The organism is Rothia sp. 32237D007AR, assembly GCF_053544675.1.
The window spans coordinates 65030-91589 of the sequence record NZ_JBPPUO010000008.1 but is presented as its reverse complement, the minus strand read 5'-3'; the positions used below and the strand labels follow the sequence as shown (position 1 = coordinate 91589).

At 58.5% G+C, this 26560-nt stretch carries 22 protein-coding genes; 5 read left to right on the top strand and 17 right to left on the bottom strand.

What is annotated here, in order from left to right:
• Nucleotides 1-218: 218 nt before the first annotated feature.
• Both ACED87_RS06765 and galU read right to left on the bottom strand, forming a co-directional pair.
• Entirely contained in the window at nt 219-1010 is a 792-nt protein-coding gene (locus tag ACED87_RS06765; protein ID WP_449081026.1) for a hypothetical protein, read from the bottom strand.
• Between the two features lie 211 nt (nt 1011-1221).
• Nucleotides 1222-2127 (bottom strand): UTP--glucose-1-phosphate uridylyltransferase GalU, encoded by a 906-nt coding sequence (galU, locus tag ACED87_RS06760; RefSeq protein WP_449081027.1) that lies wholly within the window; start codon nt 2125-2127, stop codon nt 1222-1224.
• 100 nt (nt 2128-2227) lie between these two features.
• Between galU and ACED87_RS06755 the strand changes: the two genes are divergently transcribed.
• Nucleotides 2228-2857, top strand: a complete 630-nt coding sequence (locus ACED87_RS06755) for a 5-formyltetrahydrofolate cyclo-ligase (protein WP_449081028.1) — start codon at nt 2228-2230, stop codon at nt 2855-2857.
• A 42-nt stretch (nt 2858-2899) separates the two neighbouring features.
• The gene (locus ACED87_RS06750) at nt 2900-3082 is read left to right on the top strand and encodes an FmdB family zinc ribbon protein (protein WP_449081029.1); all 183 of its coding nucleotides are present in this window, start codon (nt 2900-2902) and stop codon (nt 3080-3082) included.
• 71 nt (nt 3083-3153) lie between these two features.
• Here ACED87_RS06750 and ACED87_RS06745 read toward each other — a convergent pair whose 3' ends face one another.
• The 10 genes from ACED87_RS06745 to groES all read right to left on the bottom strand — a co-directional run bounded on the left by ACED87_RS06745 (nt 3154) and on the right by groES (nt 18076).
• Entirely contained in the window at nt 3154-3396 is a 243-nt protein-coding gene (locus ACED87_RS06745; protein WP_449081030.1) for a hypothetical protein, read from the bottom strand.
• Nucleotides 3386-7291 carry a DEAD/DEAH box helicase gene (locus tag ACED87_RS06740; protein WP_449089768.1) on the bottom strand — a complete coding sequence of 1302 codons (3906 nt, stop codon included), beginning with the start codon at nt 7289-7291 and terminating at the stop codon, nt 3386-3388. Before ACED87_RS06740 ends, ACED87_RS06745 begins: the two co-directional genes overlap by 11 nt.
• Nucleotides 7292-7499: 208 nt before the next feature.
• Nucleotides 7500-9092: a glutamine-hydrolyzing GMP synthase gene (gene guaA, locus ACED87_RS06735; protein ID WP_449089767.1), complete on the bottom strand. Its 1593-nt coding sequence runs from the start codon at nt 9090-9092 to the stop codon at nt 7500-7502.
• A 70-nt stretch (nt 9093-9162) separates the two neighbouring features.
• Nucleotides 9163-9663: a DUF3817 domain-containing protein gene (locus ACED87_RS06730; RefSeq protein WP_449081330.1), complete on the bottom strand. Its 501-nt coding sequence runs from the start codon at nt 9661-9663 to the stop codon at nt 9163-9165.
• A 116-nt stretch (nt 9664-9779) separates the two neighbouring features.
• Complete coding sequence (locus ACED87_RS06725) at nt 9780-10733, bottom strand: SURF1 family cytochrome oxidase biogenesis protein (protein ID WP_449089766.1); 954 nt, start codon at nt 10731-10733, stop codon at nt 9780-9782.
• Between the two features lie 88 nt (nt 10734-10821).
• A complete protein-coding gene (locus ACED87_RS06720; RefSeq protein WP_449089765.1) occupies nt 10822-11949 on the bottom strand; it encodes a GuaB3 family IMP dehydrogenase-related protein in 1128 nt (375 codons plus the stop codon).
• A 110-nt stretch (nt 11950-12059) separates the two neighbouring features.
• A complete protein-coding gene (guaB, locus tag ACED87_RS06715) occupies nt 12060-13577 on the bottom strand; it encodes an IMP dehydrogenase (protein ID WP_449089764.1) in 1518 nt (505 codons plus the stop codon).
• A gap of 195 nt (nt 13578-13772) precedes the next feature.
• The gene (locus tag ACED87_RS06710; RefSeq protein WP_449089763.1) at nt 13773-15923 is read right to left on the bottom strand and encodes an acyltransferase family protein; all 2151 of its coding nucleotides are present in this window, start codon (nt 15921-15923) and stop codon (nt 13773-13775) included.
• Between the two features lie 214 nt (nt 15924-16137).
• Nucleotides 16138-17733 (bottom strand): chaperonin GroEL, encoded by a 1596-nt coding sequence (gene groL / locus ACED87_RS06705; RefSeq protein ID WP_449089762.1) that lies wholly within the window; start codon nt 17731-17733, stop codon nt 16138-16140.
• 55 nt (nt 17734-17788) lie between these two features.
• Nucleotides 17789-18076, bottom strand: coding sequence for a co-chaperone GroES (gene groES / locus ACED87_RS06700; RefSeq protein ID WP_135013045.1), 288 nt, complete (start codon nt 18074-18076; stop codon nt 17789-17791).
• Between the two features lie 246 nt (nt 18077-18322).
• Between groES and ACED87_RS06695 the strand changes: the two genes are divergently transcribed.
• Complete coding sequence (locus ACED87_RS06695) at nt 18323-19600, top strand: THUMP-like domain-containing protein (protein ID WP_449089761.1); 1278 nt, start codon at nt 18323-18325, stop codon at nt 19598-19600.
• 134 nt (nt 19601-19734) lie between these two features.
• Entirely contained in the window at nt 19735-20877 is a 1143-nt protein-coding gene (locus ACED87_RS06690; protein WP_449089760.1) for a glutamate--cysteine ligase, read from the top strand.
• 23 nt (nt 20878-20900) lie between these two features.
• Here the strand turns inward: ACED87_RS06690 and tsaD are convergent, their stop codons facing one another.
• The 5 genes from tsaD to alr form a co-directional block, all read right to left on the bottom strand.
• Nucleotides 20901-22007, bottom strand: a complete 1107-nt coding sequence (tsaD, locus tag ACED87_RS06685; RefSeq protein WP_449089759.1) for a tRNA (adenosine(37)-N6)-threonylcarbamoyltransferase complex transferase subunit TsaD — start codon at nt 22005-22007, stop codon at nt 20901-20903.
• Nucleotides 21997-22524, bottom strand: coding sequence for a ribosomal protein S18-alanine N-acetyltransferase (rimI, locus tag ACED87_RS06680; protein ID WP_449089758.1), 528 nt, complete (start codon nt 22522-22524; stop codon nt 21997-21999). Before rimI ends, tsaD begins: the two co-directional genes overlap by 11 nt.
• Entirely contained in the window at nt 22524-23201 is a 678-nt protein-coding gene (gene tsaB / locus ACED87_RS06675) for a tRNA (adenosine(37)-N6)-threonylcarbamoyltransferase complex dimerization subunit type 1 TsaB (RefSeq protein WP_449089757.1), read from the bottom strand. The genes rimI and tsaB overlap by 1 nt, the downstream gene beginning before the upstream one ends.
• A gap of 201 nt (nt 23202-23402) precedes the next feature.
• Nucleotides 23403-23999: a tRNA (adenosine(37)-N6)-threonylcarbamoyltransferase complex ATPase subunit type 1 TsaE gene (gene tsaE / locus ACED87_RS06670; RefSeq protein ID WP_449089756.1), complete on the bottom strand. Its 597-nt coding sequence runs from the start codon at nt 23997-23999 to the stop codon at nt 23403-23405.
• 4 nt (nt 24000-24003) lie between these two features.
• A complete protein-coding gene (alr, locus tag ACED87_RS06665; protein WP_449089769.1) occupies nt 24004-25227 on the bottom strand; it encodes an alanine racemase in 1224 nt (407 codons plus the stop codon).
• Between the two features lie 119 nt (nt 25228-25346).
• On the opposite strand from alr, the gene ACED87_RS06660 reads away from it, so the two are divergent.
• Nucleotides 25347-26552: a glycosyltransferase gene (locus ACED87_RS06660; RefSeq protein ID WP_449089755.1), complete on the top strand. Its 1206-nt coding sequence runs from the start codon at nt 25347-25349 to the stop codon at nt 26550-26552.
• Nucleotides 26553-26560 lie beyond the last annotated feature (8 nt).

Genomic DNA, 26560 nt, shown 5'->3' with positions numbered 1-26560 from the left:
GGGTTGTATGGGCGGGTGTTTGCGGTGGTGCGGGGGTTGGTGTTTTTGGCTGCGGGTGGGACTTTTGAATAAGCCTCGGTGTGTAGCCATGCAGGTAGCCTTCCTCAAAATACGGCGGGTTGGTGTGCACGCCCTTCAAACAGAATACCCAGCTCCAAGGCTTCAGGGTGTGAAGCTAGGGGCTGGGTATCTATTCTTTAGAAGAACGTCATCTTCATCTAAGCGCGGCGGCGCTTGAGAACATCATCAAGGTTGAGGGTGGCAGCCTCTGCCAGGGTCTGGGTTTGGCTCTGCGGGGCAGCCTCAATTTCAAGTGGCGCAGGAGCTGGGCGGCGGGCAGTTTCTGCTTGCAGGTAGGTGGGCAGGGGCACTGCGGTGACCTGCCAGCGGTTATCGGGCAGGGCTTCGTCCATCCGCAAGCGGGCAGGAGCATGAGGGGCCCTAGCCTCACCCTCAGAGGCAGGGGCGAGGGTAGGCGCTACCATGGGGTGCTGGGTTTTTACCTTGCGCAGGGCCTTAGCAGCGTGACTTACCGGCATCTGTTGACGGGCCCGGGCAGGACGCTGGGGGGCAGGTTTCAGCTCAAGGGTAGCAGCTCGCTGGGATTGCTGGTGAGTACGAGCAGAACTGGGCTCCTGGGTTGGTGAAGGACGCCGCCGGGCCTGTTTCTGTTCAAGAGCTAGCACGGTGCGGGCCCGCCTACGATCACGGTCGCGTAGAGCCAGTACACGCAACCCGGCCAAACACCCCACACTAGCGAGGAATAAGAGTAAAGGAAGAAGCCCCGCTATCTTACCCATCAGAGCTAGCACCCCTGTGATGAGGCTAGCGATGATAAGCACCAGGGCTAAACCAAATAAGGAAACCCGGCCATAGTTGAGGCGAAAGATGGGGGCATGCTCAGAAGGGGCTTCAGGTAAAGCTACCAAGGAACCGGATCGGTTCCCAGTTGGCCCATCAGAGTTCTCAACAATATCAGCTACGAACTTTTCAGCTCCGATACTCGTCATAGACCCTGTAGTGCGACGGCGTACAACAAGCCCCAGGCCAACCAGCACACACACAAGCAAAATAAGGCCAGAGCCACTCAGGAAGCCCATCGCTGCCCCCGTTCTTTATCTCTATGACAAAAGTATCTAGTTCATTCTACCCCAGCGCCCACCACCAGAGCAGGTGAGGGCTTCCCTTAGCCCTGCACCTGCTCAGCAGCAGTATCGAGGTTTACAGCTCGGCTGCGAATTCCTTAATCCAGGCCCGCAGGTCAGGGCCCATATCATTACGCTCAGCAGCGAGAATGACGTTGGCCTTGAGGTAAGAGAGCTTATCGCCAGTATCGAAACGGCGGCCCTTAAAGACCACACCGTACACGCCTTCACCCTCACCGTCACCCTGAGCCAGGGTCTGCAAGGCATCGGTTAGCTGGATTTCATCGCCACGGCCCGGTGCGGTGTTTTCTAGCACCTCAAAGACCTTAGGCGAAAGAACATAACGACCAATAACGGCCAGGTTTGAGGGAGCGTCCTCAACAGCAGGCTTTTCGACCAGGCCGGTGACCTTCACGAAGCCGTCCTCACCTTCAACAGCCTCTACCGCTGCACAGCCATAAGCAGAGATCTGTTCTTCAGGTACCTCCATCAGGGCCACAACAGAGCCGCCAGTCTTCTGCTGAACAGCAGCCATGGCAGAAAGCAAATCTTCTTTTTCGTCAATGAGGTCATCACCCAGAAGCACGGCAAAGGGCTCATTACCTACATGCACCTTGCCACGGAGTACCGCGTGGCCAAGGCCCTTAGGGTCACCCTGACGCACATAGTGGATTTCACCCAAACCATTAGAATCTTCAACGCTCTTCAAGAGGGCATCTTTACCCTGAGCGGCAAGCTGCTGCTCTAGACCGGGAACACGGTCAAAATGATCCTCCAGGGCACGCTTGTTGCGGCCGGTAATCATCAGCACATCATGTAGACCAGCGCGCGTAGCCTCTTCAACCACGTACTGAATGGCAGGGCGATCCACCACCGGCAGCATCTCCTTAGGAGTAGCCTTAGTAGCGGGAAGGAAGCGAGTGCCAAGACCGGCAGCAGGAATTACTGCTTTGGTCACGGTGAGTGATTTATTTTCAGTCATGCTTTTCAGAATACCTAATCTCTAAGCTTTATCTGCATTCTGCACCCTAAGTGACGGTAAATTATGACTAGATTCAGCTAACACCAGAGGAAGGGCTCCTGTGACCGCACCAGAGTCAGGCTCACAAGCCTCAGCCAAGGCCAGCGTCCGCAGCTATCTGCGCAGACGCCGCGCCCACAACCCACCACATGATAAGACAGCCCAGGCCTTTGAGCGCACCCTAGCGCCCCTCTGGGGTGCCCTACCCTCAGGATCCACCCTTGCAGCTTTTCTCCCCCTTCCCACAGAGCCACCCATTCTGCCAGCCCTCACCCGGGCCCTTACTGAAGGTTATCGGGTGCTGGTGCCCATCGTCCGCCCCCAGCATCAGCTGGCCTGGGTTCAGTGGTGGCCTCACATAGAGCACACGACCAATGCGCTAGGTATTGCTGAGCCAGTCGGTGAGCGCCTGGGCTCTGAGGCTTTTATACAAGCAGATGTGCGCCTAGTTCCAGCTCTGGCCTATGACGTCACAGGGCGGCGGCTAGGGCAAGGCGGCGGCTACTACGACCGGCTCTTTGAGCAGCTTGGCCCGCTTGCCTTAGAGCCCTCCACCATAGGGGTTGTCTTTGAGCGAGAAATTCTTGACAGTCTGCCAGCAGATAGCTGGGACGCCCAGCTCAGATATGTGGCCACAGAACAAGGGCTCCACCGCCTCGATGATTCAGGGGGAAGGGCCAGAACAGAGTAGAATAACCAGCAGATTTATCACCTATTTGATGTGGAGTCACACGTGCCTGTTTACGTTTATCAGTGCAAGAACTGCGGCCACCTATTTGAGCAGCACCAGTCCTTCTCAGAGGACGCCCTCAAGACCTGCCCGGAGTGCGGCCAAGATACCCTCCGCAAAAAGTTTGGCCAGGTAGGTGTGGTCTTTAAAGGCTCCGGTTTCTACGCAAACGATAAGGGCAAGTAAGCCCTCACAAGACTGAGGGGCTGCCAACCACAAGACCGTGGTAGGCAGCCCCTTTTGTTGCACCCTTTTTCTTATTGCCCGTAGTGGGGAGGGCGCTGTTCTTTCAGCCAGGTATCGCGGGCGTCCTGCCCTTCCGGGGCTGGGGCGGACGGGCGGGCATCAGTGAGCCCCGCCAGCTTGGGTTCGGCGCCGGTAAAGGCTGAGCCGCCGCTAGCCCGGCGGTGGCCGCGGCGCCGCTTAGGCACTGGGCTATAGGAGGAGGCGGGGTCAGTGCTTGCGGGGTTCTCTTGTGCCTCTTGCTCTCTAGGATTCACGGCTCAACCCCAGGTAGCTTCCGATACGCCCGACCAGGGCTTCGGGGTCTGAGAAGACCTCGATGGTCCAGCAGGTCATGTGGTTCCAGCCGGTTCGTGCCAGCAGCTCAGGAATCAGGCGGGAGCGTTCACGCACACTCAAAGCGGCATAGGCATCTGACCCATCTGACACCACAGCCAAAGGCACCCGCAAGGGGGTAGCGCGGTCAACATCATGCACCATCGTGCGAGCGCGCGGGCTACCCACCGCACCTGCCACCAGCGATTCTTTATCACTTGTGGCAATTAGGGAAATGAGGGGCACCGATGATTCGTGGAGGGTCACCTGGTGCTGCCCTAGTCGGCGTACTAGATCATTGAGCAGCCAGTCCCCCATGTCGATGGCTTCGAGGTGGTCATTGGTGAGGAACTCGTTGACTGGAAGTTTATCGGTAATGGGTTTGGTCAGTTCTTGGGCTGCCCGGTTTTCTTGTTCTCTGCGGTAGGCCAGGAGCAGGCGGTAGATATCGAAGGCCCCGTAGTCTAGGCGCTGGGGGTCTAGGTCTTCAGGGGTGACGCAGGTGACCAGGCGGGTGAGGTGGCGGGCCCGGGTGGTGGCCAGCACGAAGCTCTCCCGGCCGCTGCGTTCTGAGAGGTGCCCGAAGTGGTGGGCTGCCCCTTGGGCTGTTTTACCGGCGCCCAGAGCGAAGATAATGACGTCTCGTTCCATGTCCACGGCACGGGATACGTCAACGACGCGGAAGGACTCGTCGCCCGCTGCAAAGTAGGGGGCAAATTGGGGGTAGCGTACCAGCAGGTGCCGGACGGCCTCGGCGATGCGCTGGGCGTGGCGGGCTGTGGTGGTGACGACGGCCAGGGTCTGCTGGGGGCTACGGTAGGCGTGTTCGATGACCATCTCAGCTACCCGCTGCACCTCAAGGCTAGGCGAATCCAAGGAGGCGTTATCGGAGACTCGCCCGGTCACGTCCACGTATTCAACGGTTAGGGCCGGGGTGCCGTCAGTGATTTCTTCACCCCAGGGGTAGCTGATGAGAGCACCATCGTAGAAGTGTTCGTTGAGGTAGGTAAAGAGGGCCGGGTCTACGGCACGGTTGATGGTTGCTAGGGAGCGGCCAGGTAGCACCTTGGAGAGGGCCTCAAAGGTGCTGACCAGTTCCTGGTTTTTGGCTACCGGGGCGTTGTGGGCTACCGCTGAGACCATAAAGGGTGCAGGGAAGCCGCTATGGGGGTCGCCCAGGGCGATCACCTGCTCTGCCCGAATCAGGGCGGGCAGGTTCGCGGCCAGGGGGGTGGATTCTGCATCGAGCAGGATCGCCGCGTCAAAGCGCATACTGGTGGGCACCTTGCCAGAGAGAGCAAAGGGGCTGGCGATCCACAGCGGTAGCAAGGTGGTGGCCATGGTGGGGGCCTGGGTGAGTACCTGCTGAAGGTTGAATTCGTGGCTCTTGAGCTGGCTTCGTAAGAAGGCAGCTTCCTGCTCGTATTCGTGGATGCGGGCACGCCAGGTATCGGCTATCTGGGCGTGCAGGCGGGCCGGAGCGGACGCCAGGTGCGAGTAGTCGGCCCGGCGGAAGCGGGTCTCTAAGTCGCGGAGGGTGTCTGCGCTCAAGATTTCAAGTTCTTGGGAGGCCAGCATCATTTCTAGGGCTGTCTGCCACCAGGCTAGTTCTAGTTCGGCCGCTACCGCGCTACTCTCTAGCTGGCGTTCGAAGAAGTCAGCCAGGAGTTCTTCTAGCCCCTGGTCGATCAGTTCTTGGGTGAGGCGCACACGCTCAGGCAGGGTGTGCAGGAGCCACTCATCATCAATGAGAGCAGCAAGTCTTTCTTCAAGCTGGCTGAGGGGGGTAGCTGAAAAGTTAGTACCGGCTGGGGAGTCTTCAAGGACGATGGCAAGGCCTGTGAACTCTTCAAGCAGGGCGGTGTAGCGGGCACGCAAATCAGCCAGGTTGGCGGGGATTGTTGGGACGCGGTCGTCCTTTGCCCAGCTAATCCATTCTTCGCGTTGGCTCTGCACGATAAAGAGGTTCTCGTGAAGATCTGAGATGTTAACCCCGGGCACAATGTATTCTTTAGCGGCACGGCGTAGGCGGGAGCGTTGGATGCTGGACATGTCAATGCCGTGTTCTCGCCGCCAGGTTCCGCTTGCGGTCGCGGCAATGAGGTCGGTGACGGGCCGGTCGAAGATGTCGGGGCTGAAGCGGGTGAGGGTGTCGGCGATCCGTTCGAGCAGGTCGAGTTGGGCGCCCCAGTCGTCCATGCTGGCGGCTGGTTTCAAGCCGGTTTCATCAGCCAGCAGGGCCATGCCTGCTGATGCCTCGTTCAGGGAGCTACGCAGGTTTTTGACCAGGGTGTGGGCAGCTGCGGTGTCTTCGGCGCTGGTGAGTTTGGCCTGGTGCCAGGCCGATGCGCGAGTCGAGGGGCGGAAGCCGCCTAGGTCCGCTAGACGCTGGAGCTTGTGGACGGTTTCAGTGCGGCGGGTCAGTGCGTCCATAGTGGTGCGGCTCAGACGCACCTGGGTGGCAGGAGCCGGGTCTTGGGCGGTGAGAGCTGCCAGGGTTTGTAGGGCTTCGTAGACGGAGCATCCCCACCGGGATTCGGTAAACCGCAAGGATTCGGTGTGCCCGCGCAACTTGGCCCGGGTATCTACCAGTTCTTTATGGATATCGGTGACGTTGGGGGCAGGTGCCTTCTCATCACGCACAATCGCTGAGATAAATTCCTGCCGGTAGGCCTCAGAGTCCCGTTCAGTGAGCAGGTTGAAGGTCACATCGGTCAGGTGGGTGCGTTCAAGCAGACGGTTGAAATCGTTGAGGGTGGAGCGTTTCTCCCCCACCACCAGTACGGATTTACCCTGGTTAATAAGGGCTGCTGCAATGTTGATTGCGGTGCCAAGCTGATCAGTGCCAGGGGCCGTTGTAACAGCCAGGGAGTGCCCCAGGTGGGCTAGATCGACGATGTCTTGGCCGCTGGCGTCCGTATCGACAACCAGCATATCGGTAGCAGGGTCACGGCTATCAAGGGGCTCACGGGTGTTGTGCACAGGAGCGATGAAAGGTTGCTCTAGGGGGTTGAGCTTAAGCTGGGCAATATCACGCACCAGCGGGGTGTGGGCGGTTGCCGGTAGCTCCCCGGTGCTTTCCTTCAGGTCTGCGAAGGTGGAGATGAAGTAGGTAGAGCGAATCGTCATGCCCGGCACATACCCGGTGGTGGCTCGCATCCGCTCAATGACCGGCTCGGGGTCGAGCTTGCGCATAGAGTTAGCTAACTGGGCTACGTCCATGGTGCCCAAATCGATGCCGTACTCTTTCTTAATCTGGCGCACCATAGCGGGGTTAAGCTGGGCCGGGCCGGTGAGCTGAACCTCGAAATCATCGCTGGTGGGGTGGGGGGTAATAGAGAGCGGGGCCATTAGAATAGGGGCAATAAAGCGCTTCTCCCCTACCATGCCGTCTTCACGGACGTCACGTGAAAGCCAGGAGGCGGTACCTGCTACGAAATAGCCAGCGTCCAGCCCGTGGCCGGTAGCTAGCTCAAAGATTTTAGTACGCAGGGCACGGGCTGCCACCATGCCAGCCTCAAGTTTTGCTTTATCACGCAAGATGGTAGAGAGGCGAGTTTTACGGCCCATAAACATTTGGGCGACACCCGAGGAGTTGGCGTCGGTCAGGTCAATATGGACATAATCAACCTGGTTGAAGTCCAGCATGGCATCGGGCCCGGTGTAGGTTTCCATCTGCTCGGCCCAGGCCTCAAGGCCAGCCTGCACCTGAGCTATGACCTGTTCATCGGCAGTAGAGTCCCCGGTTTCCTGCGGGGCTTGCGCACCACCTTGGGACCAGGGTGCGGCGACGTCAGGACGTTGGTTAGCGGTTTCAGGGTCTACCTGCTCGTTCACTGAATCTACTCTAGCTTTCTGCACGTGATTACTTCCCTACCATCATAGAGCTTTCAAGCCCACAGCCCCCGCCTATTCTCCTATTCCGGGGAAAGACGGGGGCTGTTACAGTAAACCTGCAAGTGGCGGCTTTACTCAATCAGCCATGCCGCTCGCAGGCTCGCGGAATAACAAAAATTTTATTTCCCCCTGTTGGGGAAAATTTTTGTTATTCCCACTCAATTGTTCCCGGGGGCTTTGAGGTGACGTCCAGAACCACTCGGTTCACTTCAGAAACCTCATTAGTGATACGGTTTGAAATCTTTGCCAGCAGGTCATAAGGCAGGCGTGACCAGTCAGCGGTCATGGCGTCCTCAGAAGAGACCGGGCGCAGCACAATGGGGTGACCGTAGGTGCGGCCATCGCCCTGCACACCAACGGAACGGACGTCCGCCAGCAGCACCACAGGGCACTGCCAGATCTCTTCGTCCATGCCCGCAGCGGTCAGTTCCTCACGCACAATCAGGTCAGCAGCGCGCAGAATATCGAGGTTGTGCCGGGTGACCTCACCAATGACACGGATGCCCAGGCCGGGGCCGGGGAAGGGCTGGCGGGCAACAATCTTCTCAGGCACACCCAGTTCTCGGCCAATGGCGCGAACCTCATCCTTGAAGAGGGTTCGCAGGGGCTCAACTAGCTCAAACTGCAAGTCATCAGGTAGACCACCCACGTTGTGGTGGGACTTAATGTTCGCTGCGCCCTCGCCGCCACCTGACTCGACCACGTCGGGGTAGAGGGTGCCCTGCACCAAGAACTTGATGTCCGCGCCCTCGGTGCCGGCCTCTTCAATCAGCTTGCGCTGGGCAGCTTCAAAGGAGCGGATGAACTCGCGGCCGATGGCTTTACGCTTCGCTTCAGGTTCGGTGATACCGGCCAGGGCGCCCAGGAAGCGCTCTGACTCATCAATGGTAACGACCTTAATACCCATGGTTGAGGCGTAGTCCTGCTCGACCTGTTCACGCTCACCCTCACGGAGCAGGCCGTGATCGATGAAGAAGCAGGTGAGCTGGTCGCCTACGGCCTTGTGTACCAGGGCAGCAGCAACAGAAGAGTCAACGCCGCCAGAGAGAGCGCAGATAACCTGGTCGTCGCCGACCTGCTCACGGATCTTAGCGACCTGCTCTTCAATGATGTTGCCAATAGACCAGGTCTTCTCCAAGCCAGCTACCTTGAAGAGGAAGTTCTCCAGGGCAGCCTGGCCGTAGTCAGAGTGCTTAACCTCAGGGTGCCACTGCACGCCACCGAACTTACGCTTCTCATCAACAAAAGCAGCAACTGCTGCGCCGGGGGTCTGAGCCAGTACCTCAAAACCTTCAGGGGCTTCAGAGACAGAGTCACCGTGGCTCATCCAGACGTTCTGAGTTTTGGGGGTTCCGGTCAGGAAGGAAGAGTTCTCGGCGCAGACCACAGCATCAGTTGCACCGTATTCGCGTTTACCGGTCTTGGCCACGGTTCCGCCCAGGGTCTGGGCCATGACCTGGAATCCGTAGCAGATACCAAAGACGGGTACGCCAGCTTCAAACATGGCGATATCGCCCTTAGGGGCGCCGTCCTCGTAAACAGATGAGGGGCCGCCAGAAAGAATGATAGCGGCCGGGTTCTTGGCGAGCATCTTCTCAGTGGGCATGGTGTGAGGTACCAGCTCTGAATAGACGCCAGCCTCACGCACGCGGCGCGCGATAAGCTGAGCGTACTGGGCGCCGTAATCGACAACCAGTACGGGGCGCTCTTCGAGCTCCTCGATAGGGTTATGGGTAGTCACAGGTGTTTACCTTTTCGGTTGGGGTTTGAGGGTAATCCTTGGGTTCTATTCTAGTGCAGAGTCACTAGAGCTAGTAACGTTTGGTGGCCTGCGGGTTGGCCTCAAGTAAGGCTAGGGTTTCTGCGTAGATACGGCGCTCCACGATGAAAGAGAGGAAGGGCACCACACCACCCAAGGCCATGACAATCATCTGAGGTAGCTTCCAGCGCATCAGCAGCCAGAGGCGGAAGCAGGAGAAAAGATAGATGACGTAGAACCAGCCGTGAATAATCAGAACCCAGGTGGAAATATTCAGCCCCCCGTGCAGGTTACCGGTCTGACGGTTGAGCCACCCAAGGGCCACCGTTTCACCGGTCTGGGCATCTACCCCACCAGCAATCAGATCGTAGCCGAAGATGTGGCGGCTTATCATCTCAGCAACAAGCAGCAAAAGGAAGGTACCTGAAATCCAGGCGCACCACTTATAGAAGGTCAGGGCCCCACGAATCTGGGCTTCTGTTCCACCAAATTTCTTGCGCACGGTAAAACCACCGGCCGTATTCTGTTCGGTAGTGCCCCTAGCGAGGGTCACTTTCTTACCGTCGGTGCGGTGGGTAGGGCGTGGGGTGGGGTTCTGGCTCACAGCAAGTTTCTCCCTTAGCTGGTCTGGTTGGTCTATTCAGTGGGGGGCGGACGCTTGCAGTCAGCTTACCCTTTATCGTCACGGTGGGCTGGGGCATCCGGAATATCATCGAAGTAGTAGTAGGCCCTATCTTCTGGGTCCCAGTAGTAGGGCCGCCCAGTGGCATCATCAACCCAGTACTCTCCCTCATACTCAAAATAGAGGGCCGGGTCGGTATCTTTTTCAACCGCATCTTTGAGCAGACGGTACCAGAGGTAGATGGCAAAGCCGGCAAAAACTAGCCACTCTAGGGCGTAGAAAATATTGAGCCAGTCAAGGGTTTCATCCGTTACCTGCTGGGCGCGGATTGGCTGGAGAGTGCCGCTACTATCGAGCAGACTTGCAGTAGCGGCGATAGCGCCTTGCTCAGTGAGCGGGGTTGGCCCCCTACTTTCAGAGTCGAGGGTCAGAATCCCGTTGAAGAGTGCAGCGTTCCACACGTTCGTAAGGTAGGAAGAATTGGCGGAGGCAAGAACCCTACCATGCCCCCGGTTCTCTTCACTGACGTCCTTACTGGTCATCGGAGGGTCATTGCCTACTACTCGCCCGGCAATAGTCACGGTGCCAGCTGGCTCAGCAAGAAGATCAGGGGTGGAAGTCCAGGCGCGGGCCACCGCAATACCGCGAAGCCCCTGCCCCAAGCTAGTGCTCACCTGCTGGCTACCATCAGGGACGAAAAGGCTGATAAGCCAGTAGCCCTCAGCACCATCTTTGAGCTTATTTTCTACCAGGTAGCTGGAGCCCTGCACATAGCTACCGGTAGCTTCTACCACCGTATCCACCTCAGCCATACTCAACCCATTGTGGGCCTGTAACACCTGACTATAGGGGCGCACCAGATCCTTAGTCGGGTCTGCGCTCACCTGCCCCAAGGTAGAAGCATTAATCTGCCATTTGCTGAGCATAAGGAAACCGCTAGCTAAGGCCAGCACCAGGAGCAGGCCAAGAAGCCAGCGGGGTGTCATAGCAGTTTTTAGCACGGTTGCTCTTTTCAGCATGAGGCAGGTAGACGGCAAGAAACCGGCCCCGCCTGCCCAACAGAGGGAGATAGGCGAGGCCGGCAAGACCCTACTTGACGTAAGGGGTGACGTTCACGTCAATACGCTGGAAGGACTTCAAATCGGTGTAACCGCAGGTTGCCAGAGCACGTTTGAGAGCACCCACCAGGTTAGCGCTGCCATCAGTGTGAGCAGAAGGACCATTCATGACCTCTTCCAAGGGCCCAACAGTGCCCTGGAAGGTGCGAGTACCACGGGGGAAATCAGCCGAGTGAGCCTCATTACCCCAGTGCCAGCCGGCGCCAGGGGCCTCAGTAGCACGAGCCAAAGGAGCACCAATCATGACGGCATCCGCGCCCATAGCCAGGGCCTTCACCATATCGCCAGAGCGGCCCAAGGAACCATCAGCAATTACGTGCACATAGCGGCCACCAGACTCATCAAGGTAATCAGAACGGGCAGCAGCAACATCAGAAATAGCAGTCGCCATAGGGGCCTGAATACCCAGGCCGCGGCGGGTGGTCAAAGCAGCCCCGCCACCAAAACCTACCAGCACACCAGCAGCACCAGTGCGCATCAGGTGAATAGCCGGGGTATAACCGGTTACCCCGCCCACCATGACCGGCACATCAAGTTCGTAAATGAACTTCTTCAAATCAAGCGGTTCACGACGGGTTGAAACGTGCTGGGCAGAAACAACAGAGCCACGAATCACGAAAAGGTCAACACCAGCCTTGACCACCGTCTGGTAGAACTCCTGGGTGTTCTGAGGGGTCAAAGAACCAGCAACAATAACACCAGAGTTACGAATCTCAGCCAGGCGGGCAGTAATCAGCTCAGCTTTAATGGGCTCAGCGTAGATTTCCTGCATACGGCGGGTAGCGGCGGGAGCATCGTCAGCAGACAGGGCGTTAATTTCATCCAGAAGCGGCTGGGGGTCCTCATACCGGGTCCACAAACCTTCCAGGTTCAGAACACCCAAACCACCCAGCTTGCCCAAGGCAATAGCGGTAGCCGGTGACATCACAGAGTCCATGGGGGCACCAATAATGGGGGTGTCGAACTTGAAGGCGTCAATCTGCCAGCTCAGATCCACATCGTGAGCGTCACGGGTACGGCGGGTAGGTACCAGGGCAATCTCATCGAGTGAGTAGGTGCGGCGGGCGCGCTTGGACATACCAATCTGGATGTCGGTCATGGATTTTCCTTTCACCGGCAGCAGGCCGGTTGGTGCAAACGAGCGTGGTAACGTTCGGAAGCCCCGGCCCCTCACCGGCAGGTGAGAGAACCGGGGCCGACCATCAAAATTTAGCGACGGTAGTTAGGGGCTTCAACAGTCATAGTGATGTCATGGGGGTGCGACTCCTTCAGACCTGCTGAAGTAATACGCACGAACTGGCCCTTATTCTTCAGTTCTTCAACAGTGTGGGCGCCCACATAGAACATGGTCTGACGCAGGCCACCTTCTAGCTGGTGCACCACAGAAGAAAGAGGCCCACGGTAGGGAACCTGCCCTTCAATACCCTCAGGAATCAGCTTCTCCTCAGAAGAAACATCAGCCTGGAAGTAACGGTCCTTAGAGAAGGACTTCTTACCGCCACGAGACTGCATAGCACCCAAGGAACCCATACCGCGGTAAGCCTTGAACTGCTTACCGTTAACAAAAATCAGTTCACCGGGTGATTCAGCGGTGCCAGCAAGCAAAGAACCAAGCATCACAGAATCAGCACCTGCCACCAGGGCCTTACCGATTTCGCCGGAGTGCTGCATACCGCCGTCCGCAATCAGGGGAACGCCAGCAGGGATAGCTGCCTTAGCTGATTCGTTGATAGCGGTAATCTGAGGAACACCAACACCAGCGATAATACGGGTGGTGCAGATAGAACCGGGGCCAACACCAACCTTCACAGCATCGGCACCAGCGTCAATAATAGCCTGAGCACCAGCACGGGTAGCAGCCTGGCCACCTACCACATCAACGTGGGCAGCAGCAGAATCTTTCTTCAAGCGAGCAATCATATCGAGCACGCCCTGAGAGTGACCGTTAGCGGTATCAACAAAGAGGGCATCAACGCCCGCTTCAATCAGGGTCATAGCGCGCTCGTAGCCATCCCCAAAGAAGCCGATAGCCGCGCCAACGCGCAGGCGGCCGTCCTCATCCTTGGTAGCGCGCGGGTACTGCTCGCTCTTGGTGAAGTCCTTAACAGTAATCAGACCGGTCAGCTTGCCTGCTTCATCGATGAGGGGCAGCTTCTCAATCTTGTTTTCTGCCAGCAGGGCGAACGCTTCGTCCTTGCTCATACCCTCGTAACCGGTAATGAGCGGCATCTTGGTCATAATGTCGCGCACCAGGGTAGTTTCGAAGGTTGGCTCGGGCAGGTAGCGGGTATCGCGGTTGGTAATAATACCTACCAGCACGTTCTGATCATCTACTACCGGCAGACCTGACACTTTATAGTGGCCGCACAGGGCATCAAGCTCAGCGATAGTGGCATCGGGCCCAACCGTAACAGGGTTAGTAATCATGCCCGATTCGCTACGCTTGACGCGGTCTACATGGTCAGCCTGATCAGCGATAGAAAGGTTACGGTGAATCACACCCATACCGCCCAAACGGGCCATGGCAATAGCTAAAGCTGACTCAGTTACAGTGTCCATCGCAGCCGAAATAATGGGCGAAGCAATAGAGATACGCTTAGTCAGACGGGTAGTGGTGTCTGCATCTGACGGGATTACATCAGTGTTGCCGGGCAGAAGCAGCACATCGTCGTAGGTGAGGCCGGTAAAGCCGAAGGGGTCTTCACTCAGTGCAGTAGGAGTAGACATAAAGGGTTCGCTACCTTTCGAGGGTGTTCAGGTGGGCGCTTAGCGACACTATTTTTAATCTTAGTCGGGTTATCCCCGATGTGCGAGTGCAGGGGCTAAGCACTCAGGCCCCGCTTGCTCACATCGCAGGGGCCGGCCCCCTCTTCTTACTGGGCCAAGCCTCTCCCCTACCTTTTCTCCATACCCAGCTCTCCCCTAGAGAGTGCTCTCAGAGGGCAGCAACTGAGCGTGAGAGTGCAAGCTAGCGTCGGCCTTATTCAAGGCCTCAAGCACCCGCGGGTCAAAATAGGGCCCGAGAGTTTCGATGTAAGTTGCAGTGATGTGATCGTAATCGAAATAGGTGTAAATATTACCAATAGCCACCGGGCAAGAATTCTCAGGGCAAATAAGATCTGAGAAGTTCAAGGCAGCAAAACCGGGGTAGCTCTGCTCCAGAGGGCTCAGGGGGTTGATGGTGACGTCCTGGCCAGGGCTCATAGTACACTCATCAGCCCCACCCAAAGCATCAATGCAGTCCTTATGCTTAGTTTCCATACGCGGTGTATCACGCAAGCCAAGCACCTGAATACCCGCCCCAGTCAGCTCCCCAATATGGGCCTGGGCGTCAATGAGCAAGGCATCAGGCACATTAGGCTGCGATTTGGTGGCCTGGAGCAGGACGGTGCTGGGGGCTAGTTCCTGGATGAAGGCGCTACTATCAGCGGCCCAGGTATCGCAGTCAGAACCGCTAGCATAAGCTGCGTTATCGGTTTCCCCCAGGAAGCAGCCGGGGCGGGTGAGGGCGATGACCGTCCAGCCTTGAGATTCAGCAAGCGGACGCATAGCCGTCATCCACATCTGCATATGAGAGTTACCCCAAGCCACAATGGTCCTACTAGGCTCAGGTGAATAAGCAACATAGGTGCAATCCCCGGCAAGAGAATCAGGGAGGCTCATCTCAGGGGTCACCTGCTGGCAGGCTGCACCCAGATCAGCCCAGTCAGCATCAAGCACCTCTCGAAGAGGAATAACAGGGGCATCTTCATCCCCAGCATATTCAAAATCAGGTTGCAACACAGCCGCCCCCACATTATTCAGGGGCCGTTTAGCCTCAGCCTCTTCAACCTGCCGGTAAATGGAGCTTTGCCAAGCATAGGAAGGCCCAAGGGCAAAACCCACGCACAAAAGACCAGTCACCAGCCCCGCAAACATCGACCGGTTGGGCAGAGCCCAAGACTGTAAAGGCTTTTCAACCACATGAGTAAGAGCCCAGGCCAGCACCCCTGAAAAAAGCAGCAGGCCAAGCCCCGCCCAAAAACCTGCCTTTTCCTGGTGAGTCTGAGCCAGGTAGAAAACCAGCAGGGGCCAGTGCACCAGGTAGAGAGCATACGAGAAACCACCCAAGGCCAGAAGAGGCTTAGCTGTTAGCAGCTTCTCCGGGCCAAACCTGGTTCCGGTATCTCCCGCGACAATGACCAGTGAGGCTGCCACCGTAGGCCAGAGGGCCGCATACCCGGGGAAGGTGCCGTTAACGTCCAAAATGAAACCGCAACTGATAATAGCTGCTATACCGACCCACCCCAGCACAGCACGCACTACAGGGGGAAACTTCACCGCCGGAAGCCACAGGGCAACCAAAGAACCAAGAGCGAACTCCCACAGGCGAGCGCCCGTCTCAAAATAGGCTGCCTGCTGGTTAGCTGCGGTCACCTCCACCGAGTGAAGGAGCGAGACCACAAAAATTGCGGCGAAGACGGCGGTCAAAACCCAACGACCAGCGCCCCTCAGACGCTGACCCAGCACCGCAGCAAGTAGCACCACCAGCAAAGGCCAGAGCACATAGATCTGCCCCTGCACCGAAAGAGACCAAAAATGACGCAAGGGAGAAGCTAAAGAAGTATCAGCGGCATAATAGTCCACCGCGTTCTCAATAGACCAGTTATTGTGCTGGTACAGAATCACGGCCTTAGCCTCATCAGCAATTGAGAGCCAGCGCTCAGCCGGGATAAAGAAATAGGTGCCTAGCAGGGTCAAGGCGACGGTCAAAGAAGCCAGAGGCAAAAGACGTTTGAAGACATGCACCCAATAAGCCAACAGGGTTTTTACACCAAACCAGGTGCCAGGGCCTACCAGTTTGCCCTGCTCTAGCTTGCGCGCAAAAGAGCCTGTCAGCAAGAAAGCTGAAATCAGTAAGAAGACATCAACGCCGCCAGAGACACGGCCAAACCAGAAGTGATAGGCGGCAACCAGCAAAAGAGCGAGGGCACGCAGCCCCTGAATTTCGGGGCGCCAGGCGCGCTCGGCTGAACGGGTGATGGTTGCTATGGTGCCGGTGGCGGGGCGTGTTTCGGTGGCTGGGCGGGACACTGCGGTCTACCTCCTTTGCTGACAAGGGTTGGGTGCCAGAAGGACGGTTACCGTTAGGTAACGAGCAGGAAGACACCGAGTTAAAATGTTACTGCTAGTGACCGGCAGATTGCATTAAACAACAGGCCCTGCCTCTACGGTGTTAGTCACTGTAGGGCAGGGCCTGTTGGGCCGTGAAGACCTAGGAAAGAGTGAAGAGGTGGGTGTGGAAGCCTTACTTGGCTTCGTCTTCTTCTTTCTCCTCAGGCTTTTCAACGACCAGGGTTTCGGTGGTCAGCACCAGGGCAGCAATGGAGGTTGCATTTTCTAGGGCTGAGCGGGTGACCTTGACCGGGTCGATGACGCCGCGGGCGATGAGATCTTCGTATTCACCGGTTGCGGCGTTGAAGCCGTGACCGATGGGCATCTCTGCTACGCGGGAGGTGACCACATAGCCGTCCTGACCCGCGTTCTCAGCAATCCAGCGCAGGGGCTGCACCAGGGCGCGGCGGACGATGTCCGCACCGACCTGAGCATCATGGGAGTCAAGTTCAAGACCATCAAGGGCTGCAAGGGCGTGCACCAGGGCGGTACCGCCACCTGCCACGATGCCCTCTTCAAGGGCAGCGCGGGTGGAGGAAACAGCGTCCTCAATACGGTGCTTACGTTCCTTGGCTTCAACCTCGGTTGCAGCACCCACCTTGATAACGCCCACACCGCCAGCTAGCTTAGCTAGGCGTTCCTTGAGCTTTTCGCGGTCCCATTCGGAATCCACGCGCTCAATTTCGGCGCGGAGCTGATCAACGCGTTCAGCTACAGCCTCAGAGCTGCCACCGCCATCAACGATGGTGGTGTTGTTCTTGGTGACGGTCACACGGCGGGCTGAACCGAGCTGGTCCAGGGTCACAGCGTCCAGGGAGATACCCAGTTCGCCGGTAATGACGGTACCGCCGGTGAGGATAGCCAGGTCCTGGAAGATTGCCTTGCGGCGGTCACCAAAACCGGGTGCCTTCAGCGCCACAACGTCCAGGTTGCCGCGGAGCTTGTTAATGACCAGGGCGGAGAGGGCTTCACCGTCCACGTCCTCAGCGATGATGGTCAGGGGCTTTTTGGCCTGAACAATCTTCTCAAGGACGGGCATAATCTCAGCCACGGTTGAAATTTTGCCCTGGTAGAGCAAAATGGCGGTGTTCTCAAGAACAGCCTCAGCTCGTTCAGGGTCGGTGACGAAAGAGGGTGAGAGGTAGCCCTTATCGAACTGCATACCCTCGGTCACTTCAAGCTCAATCTCAGTCGTCGAGCCATCTTCGATGGTGATAACACCGTCTTGGCCAACCTTGCTAAAGGCTTCAGAGAGCAGTTCACCGATCTGGGGTGACTGGGCGGAGATAGCTGCCACGTGGGCAACTTCTTCACCAGTGACTTCGCGGGCGTTAGCCAGCAGGCGCTCTGAAACCAGCTTGGTGGCGGTTTCGATACCGCGCTTGACCTCGCCGGGGGCAGCGCCAGAGGTGACGTTGCGCAGACCCTCAGAGACCAAAGCCTGGGCTAGGACGGTCGCGGTGGTGGTGCCGTCGCCAGCAACATCGTTGGTTTTGGTGGCTACTTCTTTAGCCAGCTGGGCGCCCAGGTTTTCGTAGGGGTTTTCCAGTTCAATCTCGCGGGCGATTGATACACCGTCGTTGGTAATGATGGGGGCGCCCCACTGCTTATCAAGTACCACGTTGCGGCCGCGGGGGCCCAGGGTTACTTTGACAGCGTTAGCAAGCTTATCGACGCCTGCCTGCAGGTGCTTACGCGCATCATCATTGAATTCAAGCTGCTTTGCCATGAATCCTTACTTCTTTCTTGTGTTTCGTCTTGTCTTCGGTAGAAACAGCGAAAACTTAGGAAACGACAGCCAGTACGTCGCGGGCTGAGAGAATCAGGTATTCGGCGCCGCCGTACTTAACCTCGGTGCCACCGTACTTGGAGAAGATTACGACGTCGCCTTCTGCTACGTCAACGGGGATGCGGTTGCCCTTGTCGTCGATGCGGCCGGGGCCAACAGCGATGACCTTAGCTTCCTGGGGCTTTTCCTTGGCGGTATCGGGGATGACCAGACCAGATGCGGTGGTCTGCTCTGCTTCAACGATCTGAACGACAATGCGGTCTTCGAGGGGCTTGATAGCCATGGTGAGGTACTCCTTTGAGTGGGTCTCAGCGTAAAATTTATGGGGTGACTACAGGGTGCTAAGTCGGTTTTACCCGGTATCGTCGCGGTGTTACCGGGTGCCGTTTTAGCACTATCAGCAGTCAAGTGCTAACTAAAACTTTATTCCTCTGGGCCCCTGGTGGGCAAGATAGGGCGCCGGTTTCGCAGACAGCGCACCCGCTACCCTGCCTGCTCTGCCCTATAACTTGCACCTAAACTTATGTGCATGACCTCTTTCCCCCGCGCCGGCGCCCAGCCCTTCTCAGCCGACCACTTAGCTCTTCTTGACCAGCTCACCCCCTATAACCCCGCAGACTCCCTCCAGGCGGTCAGCAGGCTCAGGGCGCAGGGCATCAGCGCCGAAGATTCCTCTGCCCTGCTCACCCAGGCCCGCCTACGCACCCTAGGAGCCAGTAAATTCGGCCCGGCTGCTAGGCACATGCTTTTCACCGAGGCTGGCTATGAGCAGGCCACCCGCGCAGCTGTTGCCCAGCACCACGCCGCCCGGTTTGTCGCTGCTGGGCTTGCCTCAGTAGCAGATTTAGGCTGCGGCCTAGGGGCAGATTCCCTAGCCTTTGCGCAGGCAGGTTTAGCTGTGACATCCCTAGAACTTGACCCAATCACAGCAAGCCTGGCCGCCCATAATCTCTCCCCCTACCCCACCGCCCAGGTGCTGGTGGGCAATGTGGAAGAGGTCAAGCTTGAAAAGCTCACCACCGTCACCGGGGAGCCTATCTCAGCTCTCTGGTTAGACCCGGCACGCCGAGAGGTCGAAAGCGGGTCTACCACCTCACGGATTTTTGACCCAGAGGCCTTCTCCCCGCCCTTTTCCTTCTTGCAGAAGCTAGCGGCCACAGGCACCCCCATGGGGGTCAAGCTGGGTCCGGCCCTACCCCATGAGGCTATACCGGATGGGGTAGAAGCCGAGTGGGTCAGTCACGGTGGGTCTGTGGTAGAAGTAGTGCTCTGGTTCAACGGTTTAGCCCGACCCGGCGTAGCCCGCTCAGCTACGGTACTGGGTGCGGACGCCGCCACCCGGCAGGTACTGGGTGAACTTACCTCACCGGCACCAGCGTCCACCCCTGAAGAGCCTCTTGAAGTAACAGAACTGGGCACCTACCTGATTGAGCCAGACGGCGCGGTGGTACGTTCCCACCTGGTAGCAGATTATGCGCGGACGATTGGGGCAACCCTGCTCGATGAGAACATCGCCTACCTAACCGCCGATTCCCCCGCTGATAGCCCGCTAGGCCGCGCCTACCGCGTCCTGGGTACCTTGCCCTTGAACGACAAGAAGCTCCGCCGCTGGGTCAAAGAAGAAGGCATCACCGCCCTGACCGTTAAAAAACGGGGCGTCGATGTGCTCCCTGAAAAGCTACGGGCCACACTCCTTGCCGGGATAAAAAAGAAGAAGGGCGCGGGTAAAGAAGCCACCCTCATTCTGACCCGCCTCGGGCAGGGAACGAGCTCCCAGCGGCTAGCAATCTGGGCTGAACCAGCCTAACTGACGGTCAGCTACCTGGTCAGATGCACAACTCCCACCTGACCAAAAATGTCATACTGTGAGCTAGATTCTTCTGCTTCAGCCCCTGCCCATAAGATGGAACCAGCACCGCACCGAGACCCTGGAGCCAGCGTATGATTTTCCATCCCTCAGACCAGTCCACCATTGGAGTGGAGTGGGAAGTTGCCCTCGTTGAACCCACCACCCGCCAGCTAGCTTCACAGGCAGACCACGTGCTAGCACTCCTCAAAGAACAGCACCCCCATATTCTTGAACCCGCCACCAACCGGGCTCACATCACCGGCGAGTTCTTGAACAACACCGTAGAAATCGTCACCGGCATCTGCCGCACCCCAGCCCAAGCCGCTGAACAGCTCACCCAAGCCACTAGCGTCCTCAAAAACGTCACAGACCAGCTAGGCCTCGCCTTCTTCTCAGCAGGCACCCACCCCTTCTCACGAGCCCTCGACCAAAAAGTCGTTGACAAAGACCGCTACCTGCGAGTGCTAGACCGCTCCCAATACTGGGGCCGCCGCCAAATTATTTACGGGGTGCATGTACACACCGGAGTTAACTCCCGGGCTAAGGCCCTGCCCGTCCTCAACGGACTGACCAACTTCTACCCCCACCTACTGGCCCTCTCAGCCTCCTCCCCCTTCTGGGAGGGTGAAGATACCGGTTTCGCCTCCCAACGGGCCCAGATTTTCCAGCAGCTACCCACCTCTGGCCTGCCCTTTACCTTTGAGAAGTGGGAAGACTACGAAGACTACCTCAACGACCTGGTCATGACCGGTGTGATTGATGACCCCAGCGAAAACCGCTGGGACGTGCGCCCCGTACCCAAATACGGCACCGTTGAAATGCGGGCCTACGACGGGCTGGCCTCAATTCGCGATATCACAGCGCTCACCGCCTTCACCCAATGCCTAGTGGAATGGTTCTCCCGCCAACTCGATGCAGGCAAAAGCATTGACCCGCTCAAACCCTGGCATGTACAAGAAAATAAATGGCGGGCAGCCCGCTACGGCGCTGAAGCTACCGTCATTCTTGATAACCAGAACACCGAGCGTCTCGTGACTGAAGATACCCTGGGGCTTCTCAATAAGCTCGAAAATATCGCTGCTGACCTCGGCTGCTCTGCTGAACTGGCTGAGGTGGAGCGCATCTGCCTCACGGGGGCCGGCTACCAGCGTCAGCGTCGCATCGCCACCGAAAACGGCGGGAACCTGCAGGCTGTGGTGGACGACCTGACCACCCAAGCAATCGAGGGGCTATAAGCCTTGAGAGAGGGGCTGCTCCCTTAGAGGGAAATTGTGGTCACCGGCAACGAGGAATCCGCCGTAAAACCGATACCCGATGGTTCACGCCCCTCAGCAACCAGGCGAGCGCCCAGGGCAGCTACCATAGCCCCGTTGTCGGTGCACAGGCTTAGCTGAGGAATGACCAGCTTGATACCGTGCTCGGCACACCGTTGAGCGGTGAGCTCCCGCAGGCGGGAGTTGGCAGCCACTCCCCCGCCCAGAAGTAGGGTGGTGATGCCGCCTTCGGTGCAGGCCAGCATGGCTTTTTTGGTGATGACGTCTACCACGGCCTCTTGGAAGGAGGCAGCAATATCAGCTAGGGGCACCTCTTCGCCGCGGGCTTCAAAGCCCTCTACGACGCGGGCTACAGCGGTTTTTAGGCCGGAGAAGGAGAAGTCGTAGCGGTGGGGGCCAGGTTCTTGGGCTGTGCCCATGAACTTGCGGGTGGATAGGCCCCGGGGGAAGGCAAAAGCTGCCCCGTCGCCGTCCGCAGCGACCCGGTCAATGACGGGCCCGCCTGGGTAGGGCAGGCCCAGCAGGCGGGCTACCTTATCGTAGGCTTCGCCCGCGGCGTCATCTAGGGTGGCACCGAGGAGTTCGACGTCCCCGGTAATATCGCGGACAGCTAGGATCTCGGTGTGCCCGCCAGAAACGAGGAGGGCGCCAATACCTTCGCTGGGTAGGCCATCTAGAAAGTCAGCGGTGTGCCCCTCGATGCCGCAGTCCTCAAGCAGGCCCACCCCCACGTGGGCAACCAGGTGGTTGATGCCGTAGAGGGGTTTACCGGTGGCTGTAGCTAGGGCTTTAGCGGCAGAGACTCCTACCATGAGGGCACCGGCCAGGCCGGGCCCTGCGGTGACGGCGATAGCATCAATTTCTTCTAGACTGACCTGGGCTTCATCGAGGGCTGCTTGTAAGGCTGGGATCATGGCCTCTAGGTGGGCGCGCGAAGCAATTTCAGGGATGACCCCGCCAAAGCGCACGTGGTCGTTCATGGAGGATGAGACGGTGTTGGTCAGCAGGGTTGAGCCTCGCACAATACCGATGCCTGTTTCGTCGCAAGAGGATTCAATGCCCAGCACCAGGGGTTGGGTTTTAGCTGTCATTGTTGCTTTCTCCTTGCAGGGTGTTCTGGTCGGTGAGGTCACGGCGCATGATGAGGGCGTCTACCCCGTCATTGTAGTAGTGGCGGCGCAGGTGAATCTGCTGGTAGCTGTTCTTCAGGTAGAGGCCCTGGGCGCGGGGGTTATCTGCTCGCACTTCGAGGAGTATCTGGTCTGCTCCTCGGGCTTTTGCTTCTTGGGCGAGAAAGTTGAGCATGGCCTGCCCGTAGCCGTGCCCTTGGTAGGCGGGGTCCACTGCGATGGTTTGCACATCGGCTGTCTCAGCTATGCTCATCAGCCCGGCGTAGCCGATGATTTCTGTGCCGGTAGCTGTGGGTGTTTCTAGGACGATGTAGCCCCGTGTTTCGTGGGTGATTTCAGCTAGGAACATGTCTAGGGGCCAGGCGTCAGCGGGGAAGAGCTTTAGTTCTAGGGCGTGAACGGCTGGCAGATCGTGCAGGGTCATTTCCCGTGCGCTAGCTCCCTGGGCTAGGGCCTGTGGTAGGTCTGTGAGGAGCATTAGGCGCTGGCTTTCTTGCGAGCTGCTGGTACTTTAGCGTCTGATTCTCGCAGGTAGAGGGCGCTGGTGTCGGTGCTGAGCTGGGTGAGGCCTAGTCGGGTGGCGGCAGCTAGCAGGGCGGCGGCGTCCGGCTGGGTGTGTTCAAAGCTGGGCTGAACGTCTAGGGCCTGAGGGTAGAGGGAGGTTCCAAAGCCGTAGGCGGGTAAGGAGGGGGTCTCGTTTGCAGGGCCTACGGTGGGGCCGCTCTCTAGCTGGTAGCCGCTCTCAGTGAGCTGGTAGACAGCTGAGTATATTTCTTTGCGGCGGGCATCTGAGGCGACCAGAAAACGGGTGTGGCCGGACGCCTGCGCGGCCGTGTGGGCGCTTTCGGCGAGGGCGGTGAGGCTCATGAGCCCGTAGAGGGGCTTGTTCCAGGCGAAGGCTAGGGTGCGGGCGGTGACGATGCCTGCGCGTAGGCCAGTAAAAGGGCCAGGGCCGGTGCCTGTGATAAGAGCGTCGATGTCTTGGCCTGATACACCGGCTTCAGCCAGAACCTCAGTTACGAAGGGGGCCATAACCTCAGCGTGTGAGCGGGTATCTTCGGTTGCCCGGGAGGCGAGCAAGGTCAGCTGGTCACCGTTAAGGCGGCCCAGCGCAACAGAAGCAATAGCGGATGAATCAAGAGCAAGAATAAGCACCCCACCAGTCTAGCGTGTTGAGAGGGTATAGGGGTTTGAGGAAGCTGGCTCGGGGCTAGCTGGTAAGGGAGGAGCATGAAAGGCTATGGAAGCTGGCTCGGGGCTAGCTGGTAAGGGAGGAGCATGAAAGGCTATGGAAGCTGGCTCGGGGCTGGCGTTTAAGGGTGCTTCCATAGCCCTTCATGCTCCCCCACCTTTCCTCTACCTTTCCCCTACCCTCGTCAGACTCTCTACTAACTCACCCCAGGCTCCTTCCCAGCGGGGCCCGCTTCCAATCAGGCGTAGGCGGCGGGGCTCAGGGGCGTCTTCGTCCTCGTCCTTTTCTTCCCAGCTTCCGGGGGCGTAGAGGGCGTAGGGGTCGGTTTCGGCTAGATCTGCCCCTGTGATGCGGGTGAATTCTAGGTCGAGGATGGAGGTGGAAAGGTGTTCGGCTTTGTTTCGCCCCCATTCGATGACGGTGACGGAGCGGTCGAGGGAGTATTCCAGGTCGAGGTCGTCGAGTTCTTCGGCGCTGGCGAGGCGGTAGGCATCTACGTGGACGAGGTCGGGCCCGCCTGGGCGGGGGCCTTCAGCTAGGTTGGGGTGGACGCGGGAGAGCACGAAGGTTGGTGAGATGACGCCTTCGCGTACCCCTAGCCCTTCGCCCAGGGAGCGGGTGAAGGTTGTTTTTCCGGCTCCTAGTTCGCCGGTGAGGATGAGTACGTCGCCTGCCTGGAGTAGGGGTGCTAGGGCTAGGGCGAGGGCCCGGGTGTGGTTGGGGCCGGTGATTTCTAGGTCGAGGATGTGTTGGGTGTTCATGGTCTTAGGTTTGGTCTTTCCAGGTTCCGCCGATGCTGATGCGGGTGACGCGGGGGGAGATGCGGGTGACGATTTCGTAGTTGATGGTTCCGGCGGCTTCTGCCCAGTCGGTGACTGGTGGGTTGTCCCCGGTGCCAAAGAGTACGGCGGGGGCTCCAAGGAGGCCGGCTGATGGGTTGGCGAGGCCGGGTTTGCCGAGGTCTATGACGAGCTGGTCCATGGCGATTCTGCCGACTACTGGGTAGGTTGTGGCGGGGCCGGTGGCTGGGTAGATGCGCACGGGGCCGCCGCTGGCTATGCGGGGGATGCCGTCTGCGTAGCCGATGGGGATGAGGGCGAGGGTGGTGGGTTGGTCGGTGGTGTAGTTGAGGCCGTAGGAGACTCCTTGGCCGGCGGGTACTTCTTTGACGGAGGCGATGAAGGTTTGTAGGTGCATTGCGGGGCGTAGGCCTAGCTTTTGGGGGGTGGTGCCGGGTAGGGGTGAGAGGCCATAGATGCCGAGCCCGACGCGCACGGCGTCCTGTAGCAGGCTATTTTCTGTGCTGAGGGTTGCGGGGGTGTTGGCGAGGTGGCGCAGGGTGGGGCGTAGCCCGGCGGTGTGCAGGATTTCTAGGGCCTGGTTAAAGGTTTGGGCTTGTTGGGTTGTCTCAGTACGTTCAGGTTCGTCGGCTACTGCTAGGTGGGAGAAAACCCCTATTACCTCTACTGTTCCGGTTTTTTCCAGCTGACGGGCGTGGGCGGCTAGTGCCGGCAGTTCGTTCATGGTGACCCCGTTGCGGCCGAGTCCGGTATCAACTTTTAGGTGGAGCTTAACTGGCTCTTCTTGTGAGCTGGCGCGGTGGGCTGTTGCTATGGCTTCTAGTTCCCACATGCTGGAGAACCCTAGTTCAAGGTGGTCGGCGAGGGCTTGGGCGAAGTTGGTTCGGGGGGTGTGGAGCCAGGCGATGATGGGGGCTGTGATGCCGTGGGCTCGCAGGGTGCGAGCTTCTGTTGTGTGGACGACTCCCAGGTAGTCGGCACCGGCGGCTAGGGCGGAGCGGGCTATATCTACGCTGCCGTGCCCGTAGGCGTCCGCTTTGACGACTGCGATAAGGGCCCGCTGACCGATTAGTGCTTTGATGTGCCGGACGTTGTGTTCGACGGCGTCTAGGTCGATGACCGCAAGGCGTTCTGCATCTGTGGGGGCGTCAAGCGGCACGAAGCCGTGGGCGCGGTAGAGGCTGTCGATAGGCACAGTGTCTTCCTTGGGCGTAGGGTCTTTCCCTCTAGCTTAGTTGAGTTTGCTGGCAGCGGCTCTGCCTTCGTTTCTGCCGGGTATAGGCTTGGTGGGGCAGGTAGAGTAGAGATGTGACTTTTTCTTTTCCGCTGCACCTGCATATCTTTTCCATGCATACTTCCCCCCTGGCTCAGCCGGGCTCTGGGGATGCTGGCGGGATGAACGTCTATATTGAGCGTTCTCTAGCTGCCTTACTTGAAGTCAACCCTCAGCTGACGGTGGAGGTTTTTACGTTGGCGACCTCTTCCCAGCAGGCTGGGCAGGTGCGCTACCATGAGCGAGCTACGGTCACCGCGCTTTATCTGTCTGAGGCTGAGGGGGCCGGCAAGGAAGATTTGCCGGCCTTGGTGCCGGGCTTTGCTGTAGCTGTTCGGCAGGCAGCTTCCCGTATGCCTCAGCTGGTGCATAGTCATTACTGGCTTTCAGGTTTGGCAGCTCTTGCCGCGTACCCGCAGGTTCCGCTGGTTCATACTATGCACACTACCGCTGCTGGCAAGAATGCCCGGCTGGGTGCGGGCGAGCGTCCCGAACCTGAGCTGCGTTTGCGTGGTGAAGAGATCCTGGTGGCCAGGGCCGCTGCCTTGGTGGTGAATACTGGCTATGAGGCTGAGCAGATGCAGTGTTTTTATGGGGCGCGTGATGCTCAGCTTGTGACGGTAGCCCCGGGCGTTGATGTGTCCATTTTTTCTCGGGGTGAGGGCATCCGACCAGCTCATGAGGGTCAAAGTGGTGCTGCCCACCTGGTATTTGCTGGCCGCCCCCAGCCTCTTAAGGGCCCTCATCTGTTGGTGGAGGCGCTCGGTCTGCTGCCGCAGGGCTTGGAGGTTACCCTCGATATTATTGGTAGCTCCGGGACAGGCTATGAGCAGAATCTTGCTGACCGGGTAGAAGAGCTGGGGTTGGCTGGTCGCGTCCGCTTTTTGCCTGCGCTAGCTGCACCGGACCTTGCCCGGGCCTTCTGCCGGGCCGATATCGTAGCCTGCCCTTCTTCTTCTGAGACTTTCGGGCTTGTAGCCTTGGAAGCGTCAGCCTGCGGGGCGCCGGTTCTGGCCAGTAAAGTCGATGGCCTCAAGGAGGCTGTTGCAGATGGTCTGACCGGGCTGCTGGTAGCAGAACGCACCCCACCTGCGTGGGCGGACGCCATCGAGCAGCTTGTCAGGGACCCTCAGCTGCGCCGCGCCCTGGGGGATGCTGCTGCCCACCGCGCCCGCAGGTTCACCTGGCAGTCCACGGCCCAGGCTCTCACCCAGCTTTATCAGACTCTCACCCGTCCCTAGGAAGGAAC